The organism is Patescibacteria group bacterium, assembly GCA_040387855.1.
GTDB lineage: Bacteria > Patescibacteriota > Minisyncoccia > Phycocordibacterales > JAKAEA01 > JAZKCY01.
Window position 1 is genome coordinate 771,000 of sequence record JAZKCY010000001.1, and the last position, 16,509, is coordinate 787,508.

Here is a 16,509-nt window from a genome sequence, read left to right on the forward strand (position 1 = left end):
AATAAGCAGAAACCACATGCTATTAACATGTGGTTTCTGATGTGTATGCCTTGCATCGATAAGCCGAATTCTGTCGTGGATAATCATTTATCTGGGCCCACCCTTACGAGTGAGCTCAAGCGGCACTCCCAACTCAACCTTGCGGCTTCGTGGGCTCGGCCTTGCACCTAGGTAAGAATTTAGCCGTTTCACTCCCACTAAAGGGATTCGTCACTGTTCGCATCTCGGTAGCTCGCATACAAGCTACGACGGGCGTTACCCGCTACCCTACTGCTCTTTCAAGCAAGTGTTCGGACTTTCCTCACCTCACCTTGCGATGAAGCGCGATTATCTAATGCAAGATACCAGTATTATAGCATATTTACAGAGAAAATCAAGGATCTTATCCAATGATTCCTTTTACTACTCCCTTCAAAAGTTCAGGATTTGCAGAACCCTTTGTTGCTTTCATTCCCTGTCCTACAAAAAACATAAGTGCAGCTTCTTTTCCAGCTTTATAATCAGCAACCACTTTTGGATTGTCATCTACAAGTTTTTGCATAATTGCTTTTAGTGCACCCTCATCGTTTTTCTGAAGCAAATCATTCTTTTCAGCAATTGCCATTGGAGATCCACCCTCTTTATACATGAGCGCAAGCAAATCTTTTGCCACACGTGAGTTCACTTTATTTTCACCAACCATTTTTATGAGTTCAGCAAAATCGTTTTCAGCAATCGGTTTTTGTGCCCAGAACTCCGGTTCTTTACGAACCATTCCTAAAAGATCAGAACTAATATAGTTTGAGGCAAGCTTAATTAGCTTTTTATCTGCGTTTAGATGCTTTATGAGCGATTCAAAATAAACTCCCCATTCTGGTTGAGTAATGTACACTTCAATATCATCATCTCGAAGTTCAAATTCTTTTTGATAGCGAGTTCGCTTATCCCATGGTAATTCACCAAGTTCTTTCTGAAGTTCTGCTTTAGCAAATTCAGGAATTTCACTGATTTTTAGCTTTGGTAGATCGGGATCTGGGAAATATCGGTAATCATGAGAATCTTCTTTCTGGCGCTGCGAATACGTACTCTGCTTTGCTTCATTCCAGCCACGAGTTTCCTGCACAATTGTTCCTCCACTTTCCAATACTTCTTGATGTCGAGCTATTTCATAGTTGATAGCTTTCTCTACAGTTCTAAAAGAGTTGAGATTTTTGACTTCAACTTTTGTACCAAATTTTGTAGGATCATCAGAGATAGAAATGTTTGCTTCCACACGCATTTCGCCTTTTTCCATGTTTGCTTCTGCAACACCTAGATATCTTAGAAGCAATTGTAATTCTTTTGCAAAAGCAACAGCCTCTTCACCTGAGTGAATTACTGGTTCGGTTACAAGCTCCATCAATGGCACACCTGCTCGGTTGTAATTCACCAGAGAATAATCACCAGTTTCATGCTGTGATGTTCCTGTATCTTCTTCTAAATGGACTCGCGTAATTTTGAATCCCTTAAGTGATCCTCCAGAAACGAGTGGATACTTATACTGAGATATTTGATACCCCTTTGGAATATCTGGATAAAAATAATTCTTTCGATCAAATTCAGTAAAGTCAGCCAAGTCACCACCAAGTGCCAATCCCACTTTTAATACATTCTTAACTGCCTGCTTATTGATAACAGGTAATGTTCCTGGATGTCCCATACATACAGGACAAATATTTACGTTAGGTCGCTTTTCATCTGGATCGTTCTTTGAGTTACAGAACATCTTTGTCGCAGTAGCGAGCTCAGCGTGGATTTCAAGCCCAATTGTGGCGGTGTAGGTCTTCATAGACTCATCCTAACATATTTATACACCTCTCAAAATCTTCACAAGATCATCTTTGAGTGATTTAACAACAGCATCATCATACGCAGTCACTGTCAGTACATTTTTATTTAGTTTTGAAATCTCTTTGATCTTTGCTTTAAGTGTTTTCTCATCCACAGTGTCAGTCTTTGTGAGAATAATAAGCTCTGGCTTATCTGCCAAATCTTTACTGAATTTTTCCAGCTCTTTTCGTACGGTTGTATAGATCTCTATAATATCTTCGTTTTCCAATGACACGCAATGAAAGAGCATCTTCGTGCGCTTAATATGTCGCAAAAACTTCACGCCAAGTCCCTTACCTTCTGAGGCACCTTCAATAAGTCCTGGAATATCAGCAAGAATAAATCCTTCCATATTTCCAAGAGCTGGATCAAGCGTTGTGAAAGCGTAGTTACCCACCTTAGATCGAGCATTGGTCAATTCATTGAGTAGACTTGATTTACCAGCGTTTGGCTGACCAACAAGTCCGGCATCTGCAACGAGCTCAAGCTCTATAAAGAAATGAGCATCTTCTCCATCTTTACCTGGAGTCCATTCTGTAGGTGATGTGTTGGTAGAAGCTTTAAAATGTTCGTTACCCAAACCTCCACGCCCTCCCTTTAATACCAAAATTTCCTGACCCTCTTTAAGGAGATTAAATACTTTGCCGTTATCAAGATTTTTAACAATAGAACCTAGTGGTAAATCAATGTAGAGAGCTTCTCCGTTTTTGCCATGACGACTATTTTTCTGTCCCGCTTCCCCTCGTTCTGCCAAAAATTCTTTTGTGTGCTTATGTTTTGAAAGGAGCTGAATATCTCGAACAGCTCGAATGTAAACATCCCCTCCTTTTCCTCCGTTGCCTCCTGATGCACCTGAAAACTCTTTTGACTTTTCATGAAGCCAACGAACAACACCGTCGCCTCCACGACCAGCTTTGGCGTAAAACTCTAATTCATCAATTAATGCGGCCATAATAGTGTAGTCTTACCTATAAATATGCTATTTGTCTAGTCGAGCTTTAATATCTTTCAAAATTGTCTCAAATAATTCAAACCTTTTTGAAAGGTGTTTAATCTCATCAGCTTCTTCCCTAAGTTCAGCGGCTTCACGTTCTACAAGCTTCTTTTCTTGTTTTAATCCCGATAATATAATTTTATCTGTTATAAAGAATGAGACGAACAAACCAGTCATTAATAACAGCAAACAACTTACAGCTACAGAGAGCACGCCATTCAACCAATAGAGATTTTCTGGCAAGTAGAGTGAAAGTTGATCAGTCGTGACCCATACACCTCTCCAAAAAAGAACAATTCCAACTCCTCCAATAAATGTATAGATAATAGGATAGCGAGATAATCGTCCTCGAATTCTGTCCTCTAATTTATCAAAATATCTAACGATCTTTTTCAACATGTGATGTTAGTATCATAGGATATATATGCAAAAGTGCAAAGAAGAATGCAAGAACAATTGGACCAAGAAGAAATCCTATTGGACCAAAGAAGACAATTCCACCAAGAACTGAGATCAAAACAAGGAGTGGATGGATTTTAATTCCCCTGTTTAATAAATATGGTGTGAGGAAGTTATCAACAAGTCCAACGACTGCAACTTGCCAAATTAATAATCCAATGCCGTTTCCAGTATCGCCAATAATGAATAGATATACTACAGCTGGGAACATTACAAGAGCTGTTCCAAATCCAGGAATAAGACTTGCGATTGTTGCACACACTCCCCACAAAATAGGATTTGAAAGACCAAATATCCATACACCGAGTGCTGCCAATGTTCCTTGTACTATTGCGATTACGAGAGATCCTTTAATAACAGAATTTATTGCAGCTGAAAGTCGCTCGAGAATTTCTTGATCATACTTATTTGAGAGTGGACTCAAACTTAAATAGTGCGACTTTAATGCATCACCATCTCGAAGTAAATAAAACAACGTAATTAACATCAAAAACAAACCAATAGTTATATTCAAAAAACTTGAAAATAACGTGCCCAAATGTGAGACAACCCACTGCAATCCATACTGCACATATTCTGCAACATTAAGATTTACGTTTGGGGCAAACCCTTGAATATATCTTTCAATATTTTCCACACCTCGTGAAACCACTTGCACTCCTCCACCATTTGATGCAATTGAACTATACAATCCTTGAGCTTCAGCCAAAAGTAATCCTCCAACTAATACAAAAGGAATAAGCACAGCAACAATCACAACGCCTACGGTTGCCAAGGCTGAAATTCCTGAGCGACCATTACTATGTTTTAGAATTCGATTATAAAGTGGTCGAAATACTACAGAAAAAGAGAACGCTAAAATAAGCGCAGTTAAAAATGGAGCAAAGATAAAAAACATAATGAGCCCAGACCCAGCTAAAAGTAACAGAAAGAAATTGTGTTGTAATCGGTTGTTTGTAGTATCCATGATGTTATTATTTAAAATATTTTTTTATACCGTGGCTTAACGCAAATGTGAGCGGCTTTCGCAAAATTACTTGAGCATTCTTTCCAAGAGGAAATTTTCGAGATGGTGAAAACACTTCATCAAACTCATCCCTACCTTCTAGTATCTTATCAGCAATGTACTCTCCAAGGCTAGCAGCCCAAGGCAATCCAGCACAAGCACCAATAAAAAACATATTTTTATTTACTGGATCTCTTCCTGCTATAGGAAGAAAATCTTTTGATACACCTATGAGTCCTCCCCACATGTACTCAAAGTGAACAGGTACATGCGGAAATTTTTCTTTTAGATAGCGATACATTTTTCGCAAAATACCATCTGTATATGAAGATTCATTTTTATTGTATGTATGAACAATACTTGATGAGCCAAGCAATAATCTATTACCTTCAACTAATCGATAGTATTGATATATAAGATCAGTATCCCACACCATAACTGGTGCATTTGGAAAAAGTGCATTTACTGATGCATGAGGTAATGGCTCTGAAATAGCGAGAAACGTTTGAGCATGATACACCTCATCTTTTGCAATGTTAAAATCTGGCAAAAATCGATCAGTACATACGACAACTTTATCGGCTTGAATAATAAACTTCTCAGTTCTAATTCCTACAGGAGTTATTTCAGTAACAGGAGTTTCTTCATAAATAGCCATACTATCACGCTGCAATGATTCTTTGAGCTCTTGGCAATATAAATATGAAATCATTCCAAATGTATCTTTTGTACGGACACCTCCCATATATGTATCAGTACCTAAAATACTTTTAATTCTCTTTTCGTCAAAAAGAAATGCATTATACCCAGCTTTCTTTTGTGCTCTAAATTCAGCTTCAACTTTCTTGTATCCTTTTTGATCATTTGCAACGTAGAGAGAATCTTGTACAGAAAAATCACATGGAAGATTTCTACGTTGGATTGTTTCTTTAATAGATGTGACCCCTTTTTTTACAAAATCCCACAACTTTTTTGCCTTTTCTTCACCGTATTCTTTTACCAAATCAGAAAGTTCCAGCTCTGAGTCAGGTGTGATAAATCCAGAGCTTTTTCCACTAGCTCCCGCACCACAGATTCCAGCTTCAACAACAACTACTTTCAAGTTTTTATTATCTCGTCTAATTCTTTGAGCACACATAAGTCCGGCCATGCCTCCTCCTACCACTACAATATCCACGACAAGATCCCGATCCAAATGGACCGGTTTAGGCTTCTTTAAGGTATACCAATAAACTTCTTTTGCCGGCTTTTTCAAAGTAATCCTAACTACTTAATAAACGTGAAAATAATAATTGCATTCGCGAGTAAGGCCACAAGATAATATCCGCTGTTTAATATATATAATGCCCAAGGCTTTGGCTTTGCATTAAAGAGATACTCTCCTGTCATTGATGTTGCAACAAATCCAACCCATGCAAACAAAGCAATGGTGAGAGCTCCGTTCATACTGAGTACAAACATATTTTCTATAAATAAAGCAAGAACATATGCCATTACCACGGCTGAGATGGCCATAAAAACATAGGCAAATTTTGCTCGCTTCTTTGCCTCAGGGGTCATCTCAGCAGTCATGCCTACAAGTTGCATCCATTTAGTCCCAAACATGACTGGTGAATACCAGAGCATGCCAATGACCATTGTTGAGAACGCTGCAAGCACGACAGGCAACACATTTATTGCATAGATGAGCATGTAAAATAGATCTATCTTGTAATAGAGCGATTTTAGCACGTTTTAGGCCGTTTGTCAGCTGAGATTACTTTTTGAGTAAACTTGTACCAGTCATTGATTCAGGCTGCTTGATATCAAGAACTTCTAGAATAGTTGGAGTAATATCAGCAAGTCCACCGCCTGTTCGCATCTCTCCATCAGCTGATGTCAAAATTGCTGGCACGGGATTAATAGTATGTGAAGTATGTTTGGTTCCTGTAATAGGATCGATATTTACTTCTGCATTTCCGTGATCAGCAGTAACAAATGCAACACCTCCGTTCTTTTCAATAGCTGCAATTACTCTTCCAAGTTGCATATCTACTTCCTCAACTGCTTCAATAATTGCAGGAACATTTGCGGTGTGGCCTACCATGTCAGGATTTGCAAAATTGATAAAGATAAAGTTAGTTCCCTTTTCTATTTCCTCAATTGCTTTGTCAGCAATAGCTTCTGCTCGCATCTTTGGAGCTAAATCGTGTGTTGGAACATCTTTTCGACTATCAAGAAGAATATGTGACTCGCCTTCATGAGGATTTTCTTTTCCTCCGTTTAAGAAATAGGTAGCATGGGGGAACTTTTCTGTTTCTGCCAAGTGAGCTTGGGTCATTCCTACTTTTGAGATTTCTGCAGCAAGTGTTGTTTCGATAGTTGCTTGAGGATATGCCACTTTTGCTGCGAGAGTCTTTTCATATTCTGTAAGAGTCACAAACAAGATATTGTGTGTTTCTTTTTTCTCTACAATTTTCTTTGAGATTTGTCGGGCTCGATCTGCGCGAAAGTTGAAAAAGAATACTCCATCGTTTTTTTCTACTTTCCATGCCTTTCCTGATTCATCTAGAAACACCATAGGTTCAAGGTGTTCATCGAGCTTTCCTTCTTTATAAAGTTCTCGCACAACAGCAGATGGCTTTGTTCCTTGAATTGTTTTACCTTTACCGTGAAAAAGTGCATCTTCAGCTTTCTGAATACGATCCCAGTTGTTATCGCGATCCATAGCATAGAATCGTCCTGTAGCAGAGGCAATAAATCCAATACCAATATCTTCAAGAGATTTTTCAAGATCTGTTAAAAAGTCACCAGCACTTTGAGGAGGAGCATCACGGCCATCGGTAAATACATGAATAGCGATTTTTGTTACTCCGGCATTTTTGGCAGCGCGCACAAATGCAACGAGGTGATCTGAGTGAGCATGAACACCACCAGTTCCAAGGAGTCCTTTTACATGGAGTGTTGAATCATGCTTTTTCACATGTTCAAACAAATCTCGAAAAGCAGGATTGGTTTCAAACTCTCCGTTGGTAATAGCCTTCGCAATTCGCACCAAGTCAGTATCAATTACTTTTCCAGCACCAATAGTAGTATGTCCGATTTCTGAGTTGCCCATCTGGCCTTGAGGCAAGCCTACAGCAAGTCCTGATGCATCAAGCAATGTATGAGGATACTTTTCCCAGAGCGCATTAAATACAGGCGTCTTAGCAGCCTTAATTGCATTATCTTTTGACTCTTCTCGATAACCCCAACCATCCAAAACAATGAGTGTGACGTTCTTATTTTTCATAGATATATACTGTAGCATTTCATACATTTTCTTCAATTTGACATATTTAAATAATATGGTATTTTAACTCCAGTCAAGGAGATACATGCCCAATCATCGAAAAGTGGTCATCGTTCAGGTGTTGGCACTCATCATCACGATCATGATGATCGTAGGATGTTGCTACATCTGTATGACATCCAGCAGTGGCACTACCATTGTGGTGTCATCACTCGTCTGTTTAGTGGTATTGATCTTGGGTATGTACATCTGCATGCAACCAAGGAAGATTATTTCGTGGATCACACTCCGAGTTTAGACTCGGTTTTTTATTTTTATACAAAAAAAAGCCCCGGATCTAGCCGGGGCTTTTTATTTTTTCTAATTACGCTTTGAAAGCATTCTTTCCTGGAAATACTGCTTTTGCGGCAAGCATTTCTTCGATTCGGAGAAGCTGGTTGTACTTAGCAGTTCGTTCTGATCGGCAAAGTGATCCAGTCTTGATCTGTCCTGTTCCAAGTCCTACTACAAAATCTGAAATAGTTGTGTCTTCTGTTTCTCCAGATCGATGTGATACAACTGATGTGAATCCTGCGTTTCGTGCCATCACGATAGCATCGATGGTTTCTGACACTGTTCCAATCTGATTGAGTTTAATCAAGATTGAGTTAGCAGCCTTTCGTTCAATTCCCTGCTTCAATCTTTCAGGATTAGTAACAAATAGATCGTCTCCCACAATCTGTACTTTCTTTCCAATCTTCTTGGTCATGAGTTCGTATCCAGTCCAATCATCTTCTGAAAGTCCGTCTTCAATTGAAACAATAGGATACTTTGATACCCATTCTGCATAGAGGTCTACCATTTCTTCTGAAGATAATACTTTACCTTCTGATTCGAGATGATATTTTCCATCCTTGTAGAGTTCTGATGCAGCACCGTCGATAGCAATTCCAATATCCTTTCCTGCCTTGTATCCTGCTTTCTCGATAGCTTCGAGAATTACTTCAATAGCAGCTTCGTTCTTTGGAAGTGATGGAGCAAATCCCCCTTCGTCTCCTACTGATGTTGAAAATCCTTTTGATACAAGAATCTTCTTAAGAGCATGGAATACTTCGGTTCCCATTTGAAGCGCTTGCTTGAAAGTCTTTGCTCCAACTGGCATTACCATAAATTCCTGAAGGTCGGTTGACTTAATAGCATGCTTTCCTCCGTTTAAAATATTCATCATTGGAAGAGGCAATCGTACTTCCTTTGTCTTTGAAATAGTTTGGAAGTATTTGTAGAGAGGTTGCTTCTTTGATTTTGCTGTTGCATGTGCGAATGCCATTGAGATTCCAAGGATAGCATTAGCTCCAAGCTTTCCTTTGTTTGGAGTTCCATCAAGCTCAATCATTGCTTCGTCGATACTTCGCTGAGTAAACTCTTTTCCCTTAAGCGCTTTCTTGAGATGAGTATTTACGTTTTCTACTGCTTTCTCAACGCCCTTTCCACCATATCGCTTTGCACCGTCTCGGAGCTCTACTGCTTCATGAGTTCCTGTTGAAGCACCTGATGGTACTGCTGCTCGGCCCATTGAGCCGTCATCAAGCCAAAGGTCAACTTCTACGGTTGGATTCCCTCGAGAGTCCAAAATTTCTCGTCCCTTAATATCCTTAATTTTTGCCATACTGTATATAAAATAGTTATTATCTTTTTACCTAAATTCTTAACAAGAGAAGTCTATCACGTTTTTAAAGAAGGTAAAGTGCTATGAAAACATATCACCCACTTTAGTAGATACAAATTCCCACACTGCAGACCAAACTGAAGCAAACATGCTTGATCCTCGTCTTAAGAAGGCTTCACTTCCACCACCACCACCACCGCCACCTTGATTTCCATCGCCCGGAGGAGCTTCTTCTCCTGCTCCATCACCTCCTCCATTACCTCCACCAGTTTGCTCTCCATCACCTTCTGGAGCTGGATCTCCAATAAACATTCCAGCGCCTGCTCCAGGCCCAGCATTTGCTCCAATTCTATAGTGAAATACCGGAGTTACTGAAACTAATGGAGTAATAGACGTATTTGATTCTTGTCCGACAGCAGTTACTGAAGATCTATTAACGGAAATTAAAATCTCGTCTGAAATTGCAATATTTGATACAGAAAGTTTCAAAAAATAATCTTTAACTGAATCAGAGGTAAATTGATTATTAAATGTAATACTTCCTTCATTTCCACTAACCAAAACTTCTCCAGCTTCAGCAACAACTGGTTCATCCTCATTTAAGACTCCATCACTATTTGTATCTTGAACAATTTCTGCTGCAGTTATATCGCTACCAATAAACCCACGTAAAGATACTAAATTAAAAATAAGTCTATTGATAGAAATATCTTCATCTGTAGGTAACAGCTGAAACCGGAATAATGGCGAGCCTGAAATCGACGATACTCCTATGAATTGATCGGAGATCTGACCAATTGTATGATTTAAAATGGTAAGACTTCCAATAACTAGTGGTGCCATAGTATGAATTGCATTCGCAACACTTCCTGTTGCTGAAATTGTACTTCCACTAACCACACCACTTTGAAAGATCTTAGAATTTGTTAATCCGACAGTCATCGTGTCGTCTTCTACCAAGTTTGATACAGTCCCATAAAGTATATATCCAAGATTTGCAACAGGAAGAGTGCTTGTTGCAGTAAAGGCAATCGTACCAGTGGATCCACCTATAGAAATAGTTGGTGAATTAAATACCACTTGATCACCTGAAAACTTACGATACACAACGACATTAGTTGAGAGAGTATCATAGGCGCCAGCGTACACAACATTTCTTATCGAATCATATGCAAGTGCTTGTACTGAAGTGAGCGCACTATCATGGCTTATTACCCAATCCCCTGAGGCATCACAACCTGATGAAGTTTCACAACTATATATTACACCCGTTTCTCCCGTTGCTGCATACATCACATTGTTTACAGAATCGAATACCAGACTATTTATATTACTATTTGAAGTATCATAACTCGTTGTCCAATCCTCTGATGCGTCACAACTTGTTGACAGAGCACAACGATAAATAATTCCACCAGTACCTGATCCTGCATACAGGATTCTATTTTCTGTATCTATAGACAATGTGTAAATATCTGACTCAGGTGAATCAAAACTTGTTGTCCATTCCAATGCAGCATCACATCCTGTTGATGTCTCGCAGCGATACACTAATCCATTACTTCCTGTACTTGCATAGATTATATTTGATACGCTATCAACCACAAAATCATAAATTGATGATTCCGTTGAATCATAACCACCGCCAAGTTGCCAATCTATCATTGCATCGCAACCTGTACTTGTATTACATCGAAGGATATACCCCTGACTTCCAGTACCCGCATATAAAACTCCATTTGCCGCATCAAAACCAAAGCTGTAAATAGTACTATCAGCTGTATCGTAGCTTGTCGTCCAATCACCTGAAGCATCACAACTCGTTGATAGTGCACATCGATAAATAATCCCTCCCGTACCAGAACCTGCATAGAGAACATTGTTTGTCGTATCGATAATTAAAGAGTTGATTGTTGATTCAGTTGAATCAAGACTCGTTGTCCAATCACCTGAAGCATCACAACCTGATGAAGCTACACATCTATAGATACGACCATTTGCACCTCCCGTATAGATAACTCTATTTCTTTCATCAAAAATTATAGTTTCAATAGTACTATCCGTAGTATTACTATAGCCAGTAGACCATGACGTTGCAGCTGAAATAGAACCGTCATTATTGAGGTCTGAATATACTACAAAATCCGTCATGTCTGAATCTGAAATACCTGAAACTGATGATAAATCAAACGTAAGTGTCGTTGACGCTCTTTCTCCCAAAGTGTTGAGATTGAATCTAAAAAATCGTGTTGTTGTTGCTGTAGAACCTGCTAAAAATTTATTTGTCACCTGACTGCTCGAATGACTGGAAAGGATACTACCTCCTATGAGGCTTACTGTTTGAGTATCACTTACATCTGAAGAACTATCTGTCGGTCCATCTGTGAATAACTTCAATGCCCCAGCACCTGAATATGCAACACCTGTAAAATTCGTATATGATAGGCCGGAAATGATTATAGTTTCAAGGGCAAAATTTGAAGTCACATCAATAACTAAAACACTTCCCCCACCTTCATAACTCACCGTAGTTGAAACTTTTGAAGATCCAGTACCTGAGATTGTTGCTGTAGTATCTGTAGTATCCCAAAGGTACGTAAATCCTGTTGTAGTTGCGATAGCAATTCGGATGTTATTGGTTGCTGTTAGTGCACTACCACCAACAAGCGTAATTGGCGAAATAGGAGTAGAAGCTTGCCCCATATAAAATGTCTGGTTTGCATCTGATGTAATACTAATTGGAGACGCAGCAATATGAGTAGCATTTGATGCACTTCCTGTCACTGTTAGGGATACGCCTGAGACTGTACCAGTTGAAGTAATATTTGAATTAGTAAGACCGAAAGTTATTGTGTCATTGGTAACAATATTTGATACGGTAGCTTTAAGTATAAAATCATTTACTCCATTAGGTACCGTTGTTGCTGGAAACGTTATTGTTCCAGTAGCTCCTATAATAGAAGTTGTTGGTGAGGTAAAAATCTGAGGATCTCCTAGGAATCTTCTGTAAATTCTTCCAGAGGTACCGGTACTTATATAAAGAACTCCATTTTTAGAATCTAAAACCATTGAATATGCAGCCTCTTCACCAAACACAGTAACATAAGTCCAATCTCCAGAAGCATCACATCCAGTAGTAATAACACATTTATATACATATGAACCTCCACCTGATGAACCATAATACAGCGTCTTTGTTTCACTATCAAAAAGCAAAGATAAAATAGAAGTGTAAACCGTGTCATTACTTACTGTCCAGTCACCTGATGCATCACAACCTGTCGTTGTATCACAGCGATAAAGTATTCCATCTGTACCAGAACCTGCATAGAGAACACTACTGATAGAATCAAATACCATTGATCGAATTTGAAGTGCGGACGTATCATAGCTCGTTGTCCAGTCACCTGATGCATCACAACCTGTCGTTGTATCACAGCGGAAAATAACACCCCCACTACCAGAACCCGCATATATAATATTATTGTTGGTATCCATGGTAAAAGCATAGATAGTGGTTGCAGTAGTATCATAACTAGTTGTCCAATCTCCAGATTCATTACATCCAGTGGTTGCATCACAACGGAAAATTATGCCTCCACTTCCTGAACCTGCATATATAATATTATTTACAGAGTCAACCATGAGAGAATCAATAGTAGTTGCGGACGTATCATAGCTCGTTGTCCAATCTCCAGATGCATCACACCCTGTCGTTGTATCACAGCGGAAAATAATGCCTCCGCTTCCTGAACCTGCATATATAATATTATTTACAGAATCATATGTCAGAGAATTAATAGTTGATTCGGATGTATCATAACTAACAGTCCAATCTCCAGATGCATCACACCCTGTTGAAATCATACAACGATAAATAATGCCATTTGTATCGGTCCCTGCATAAAGAACTTCGTTTTCGGTATCCTGAACAATTGCGTATATATTTGATTCGGTTCCATCAAATGAAGTTGTAACACTGCCAACACTTGAAACAGCCCCATCATTATTTTTATCGGCATAAACACTAGCATTGGTAATGTCACCACTCGATATCCCTGTTATAGAAGAAAGATCAAACGTCAATGCCACAGATGAACTTTCACCTGCATTGGTGATTTGAAACCCATATAATTCTGTGGTAGTTGACGTGTCCTCACTTTGAAATTTATTAAGAACTTGACCCGCACTATTATTTGATAAAGTACTTGATCCTTTAATAGTCACAGTGGCAGTATCAGTTGCATCAACTACCGTATCGGATACGCCATCAACGTATAATTTCAGTGCTCCAGTTCCTGTTTTTGCGGATCCACTAAACGATGTATATGAAAGTCCAGAAATTGCTATGGTTTCAGCATCAGCAAAATCTGAGGTGACATTTATGACAAGAATTCTACCACTGTCTTCATAGCTTACAGTTCCTGAAACTTTAGAAGAACCTGTTCCGCTGATTGATGCTGTTGTATCAGATGTATCCCACAAGTAATTAAATCCACTATCATTATCGATTGCAATTCGAATGTCGTTGGCTGCAGTTACATTTGTATTCCCCACTACACTAACCGCTGGAATGGCTGTAGTTCCCTGACCTAATTCGTATGTTTCATTAATTGCTGATTCAATAGTAATAAGAGAAGAAGCTGCATGTGTTACATTTGTAGCACTTCCTGTTACTGATAACGTCTGGCCAGAAACATCTCCCGTTGAATCCATGTTAGTAGTAGAAAGACCAACAGTCATAGTATCACCTGGTCCAATGTTTGATACTGTGCCTTTAAGAATATAATCGTGAGTACCAATTGGTAACGATGCACTCGTAAATGTAATTGAGCCGGTAGAACCAGTAACTTCAACAATCCCTGTTTGGGATGTTTCAGGATCACCAGCAAATTTGCGTAAAATGATTCCTTGATCGTTACCACTTGAATACATGATATTATTATTCACATCAACAACCATAGGGTACGAAAAGTTACTAGTTTCTAGAACTTGATCATATACCAAGGTCCATTCTCCCGATGCATCACACGCAGTTGTTAGATCACATTCATAAAGATCAGCATTTTGACCAGTACCTGCATATATTTTGTTTGTAACTGTATTTACAGTCACTGAGTACGTATAACCTGCGGCTGTATCAACTGCAATTGACCAATCCCCACTCGCATCACAATTAGTACTTGTATCACAACGATAAATAATGCCATTTGGATAGCTACCCGCATATAAAACATTATTTCGGGTATCAATACCTATCCCTCTATACCCAGTTTCTGTTGTATCAAGACTTACTGTCCAGTCTGCAGTATCGTCACAGTTGGTAGATGTTTCGCAACGATATATAATGCCTAAATTTTCAGAACTTACATACATTACCTCATTGGTTGGATCAAATGTAAGAGAAAACATATGCGTACCAGCAGAATCAAGACTGGTTGTCCAATCACTTTGTTCATTACATCCTGTTGAAGTCGCACATCGCATTACAACCCCATAGCTATCACCACCTGCATACAAAACATTATTTACTGAATCAAAACCAAGTGTGATTATATAAATAGAACTTGGGTCATCATAACTTGTCGTCCAATCTGAACTCTCATTACATGAAGTTGTAGTATCACAACGATAAATAATTCCCGAACTTCCGGTACCTGCGTAAAGAACGCCACTATTAGAATCAAAAAGTATATCCCACACGTCGACACCTGGTGAGTCCAAACTCAAGGTCCAGTCTGATTCGCTATCACACTCGGTAGAAAAATCACAGCGATAAATAATACCGCCCAGCTTACCACCTGCATATAAAATATTATTAGTTGTATCTATTTCTAAAGATTGTAAATCAGATAATGGAGTATCATAACTTGTTGTCCATGAACCATCAGGAGCTACTATTCCATCTCCGTTTATGTCTAAATGTAATTCTGCATTTGTAATGTCAGAAGTTGTGATTCCTGCAACTGAAGAAAGATCAAATGAAAGACTCGTTGAAGCACTTTCACCTGTATTGGTTAATGCAAATCTGTACAATTCAGTAGTAGTTGCGGTTTCTTCATTTTGAAATTTATCAGTGACTTGACTTAAGGTGTGATTGGCAAGAACTGCTGAACCCTTAATAGTCACAGTGGCAGTATCAGTTGCATCAACTACCGTATCGGATACGCCATCAACGTATAATTTCAGTGCTCCAGTTCCTGTTTTTGCGGATCCACTAAACGATGTATATGAAAGTCCAGAAATTGCTATGGTTTCAGCATCAGCAAAATCTGAGGTGACATTTATGACAAGAATTCTACCACTGTCTTCATAGCTTACAGTTCCTGAAACTTTAGAAGAACCTGTTCCGCTGATTGATGCTGTTGTATCAGATGTATCCCACAAGTAATTAAATCCACTATCATTATCGATTGCAATTCGAATGTCGTTGGCTGCAGTTACATTTGTATTCCCCACTACAGTAATAGCAGGAATAGCCGTAGCTCCTTGGCCGATTGCATAGGTTTCATTACTTGCTGATGTAAGAGCAAGTGGCGTTTGATTTACAGTGTAATCTACTTCAACAGCAAGATAATCAAGTTCAGCATCACGCAATGTGTTTGCTACAAGAGTCATCACTCGCACACGAAAATTCGCATTACTTAATTCATCTGCTGTCCATGTACGCCCCCAGGTATCTGAGCTACCTCCGTATATGGAAGTAACATCTGCAGTACCAATATCAGCTGAGTTTATACCTGTTGTCCAACTCGTTCCACCATCATGTGAAAGAAATACACAAAAATAATTAGCTCCGGAGTTACTGTCATAATTTCCGTTTGCAGTAACAGTAATGCCATCAATGGTTGAATTTGGAGTTACTCCCAATGTGAAATCATAGAAGTCATGTTGATCGGCTCCAACTGTTGTAAGGGCACACTCATCAATAGATGATGAACTGTTGGTATTTGTGCTACTCATGTACGAACCATCATCAGCACTAACAGCTGAAACGGCTCCCGTTTCAAATCCGTTATTATCTCCAGCATTAGAGGTTACCGCAGCCGCAGATGCGGGAACTTTATTTCCTGTGGTTTCAGCACGTGCAGTGTTTGGAGTTAAAAGTGGTAGGGTTAATGTGCTTGGCAAGCTTCCGAAAAGTGTTGCAACAATAAGCACAAACGTTAACGCTTTTACTAACCTTATTCTTATTTTTCTGTACACTTTTGTAAGCAGACTCATTGTTATCCTTATTATAGGGTAAATATCCTGATAAACAAGGAAAGTTTTCAACGGTTGCTCTG

General features: G+C 39.0%; 9 protein-coding genes and 1 other RNA gene. All 10 read right to left on the minus strand.

Annotation, left to right across the window (positions count from 1 at the left end; translation table 11 throughout):
* Window positions 1–43: 43 nt before the first annotated feature.
* An RNA gene (gene rnpB / locus V4519_04345) (RNase P RNA component class A) lies at window positions 44–343 on the minus strand.
* A 39-nt stretch (window positions 344–382) separates the two neighbouring features.
* Window positions 383–1,807: an Asp-tRNA(Asn)/Glu-tRNA(Gln) amidotransferase subunit GatB gene (gatB, locus tag V4519_04350; GenBank protein MES2437210.1), complete on the minus strand. Its 1,425-nt coding sequence runs from the start codon at window positions 1,805–1,807 to the stop codon at window positions 383–385.
* Between the two features lie 18 nt (window positions 1,808–1,825).
* Window positions 1,826–2,800, minus strand: a complete 975-nt coding sequence (obgE, locus tag V4519_04355; protein ID MES2437211.1) for a GTPase ObgE — start codon at window positions 2,798–2,800, stop codon at window positions 1,826–1,828.
* A 27-nt stretch (window positions 2,801–2,827) separates the two neighbouring features.
* On the minus strand, window positions 2,828–3,241 hold the full coding sequence (locus V4519_04360) for a hypothetical protein (protein ID MES2437212.1): 414 nt from the start codon (window positions 3,239–3,241) through the stop codon (window positions 2,828–2,830).
* Entirely contained in the window at window positions 3,222–4,268 is a 1,047-nt protein-coding gene (locus V4519_04365; GenBank protein MES2437213.1) for an AI-2E family transporter, read from the minus strand. Before V4519_04365 ends, V4519_04360 begins: the two co-directional genes overlap by 20 nt.
* A 7-nt stretch (window positions 4,269–4,275) precedes the next feature.
* Window positions 4,276–5,562, minus strand: a complete 1,287-nt coding sequence (locus V4519_04370) for an FAD-binding oxidoreductase (GenBank protein MES2437214.1) — start codon at window positions 5,560–5,562, stop codon at window positions 4,276–4,278.
* An 11-nt stretch (window positions 5,563–5,573) separates the two neighbouring features.
* A complete protein-coding gene (locus V4519_04375) occupies window positions 5,574–5,999 on the minus strand; it encodes a DUF1761 domain-containing protein (protein MES2437215.1) in 426 nt (141 codons plus the stop codon).
* Window positions 6,000–6,063: 64 nt separating this feature from the next.
* On the minus strand, window positions 6,064–7,578 hold the full coding sequence (gene gpmI / locus V4519_04380; protein ID MES2437216.1) for a 2,3-bisphosphoglycerate-independent phosphoglycerate mutase: 1,515 nt from the start codon (window positions 7,576–7,578) through the stop codon (window positions 6,064–6,066).
* 364 nt (window positions 7,579–7,942) lie between these two features.
* Window positions 7,943–9,223 carry a phosphopyruvate hydratase gene (gene eno / locus V4519_04385; protein ID MES2437217.1) on the minus strand — a complete coding sequence of 427 codons (1,281 nt, stop codon included), beginning with the start codon at window positions 9,221–9,223 and terminating at the stop codon, window positions 7,943–7,945.
* An 81-nt stretch (window positions 9,224–9,304) separates the two neighbouring features.
* A complete protein-coding gene (locus V4519_04390) occupies window positions 9,305–16,447 on the minus strand; it encodes a hypothetical protein (protein MES2437218.1) in 7,143 nt (2,380 codons plus the stop codon).
* Between the last annotated feature and the right edge of the window lie 62 nt (window positions 16,448–16,509).

Coding starts and splice junctions, on each gene's coding strand:
- gpmI (MES2437216.1), bottom strand. CDS start 7,578: ATGAAAAATAAGAACGTCACACTCATTGTTTTGGATGGTTGGGGTTAT.
- V4519_04375 (MES2437215.1), bottom strand. CDS start 5,999: ATGCTCATCTATGCAATAAATGTGTTGCCTGTCGTGCTTGCAGCGTTC.
- obgE (MES2437211.1), bottom strand. CDS start 2,800: ATGGCCGCATTAATTGATGAATTAGAGTTTTACGCCAAAGCTGGTCGT.
- eno (MES2437217.1), bottom strand. CDS start 9,223: ATGGCAAAAATTAAGGATATTAAGGGACGAGAAATTTTGGACTCTCGA.
- gatB (MES2437210.1), bottom strand. CDS start 1,807: ATGAAGACCTACACCGCCACAATTGGGCTTGAAATCCACGCTGAGCTC.
- V4519_04365 (MES2437213.1), bottom strand. CDS start 4,268: ATGGATACTACAAACAACCGATTACAACACAATTTCTTTCTGTTACTT.
- V4519_04390 (MES2437218.1), bottom strand. CDS start 16,447: ATGAGTCTGCTTACAAAAGTGTACAGAAAAATAAGAATAAGGTTAGTA.
- V4519_04360 (MES2437212.1), bottom strand. CDS start 3,241: ATGTTGAAAAAGATCGTTAGATATTTTGATAAATTAGAGGACAGAATT.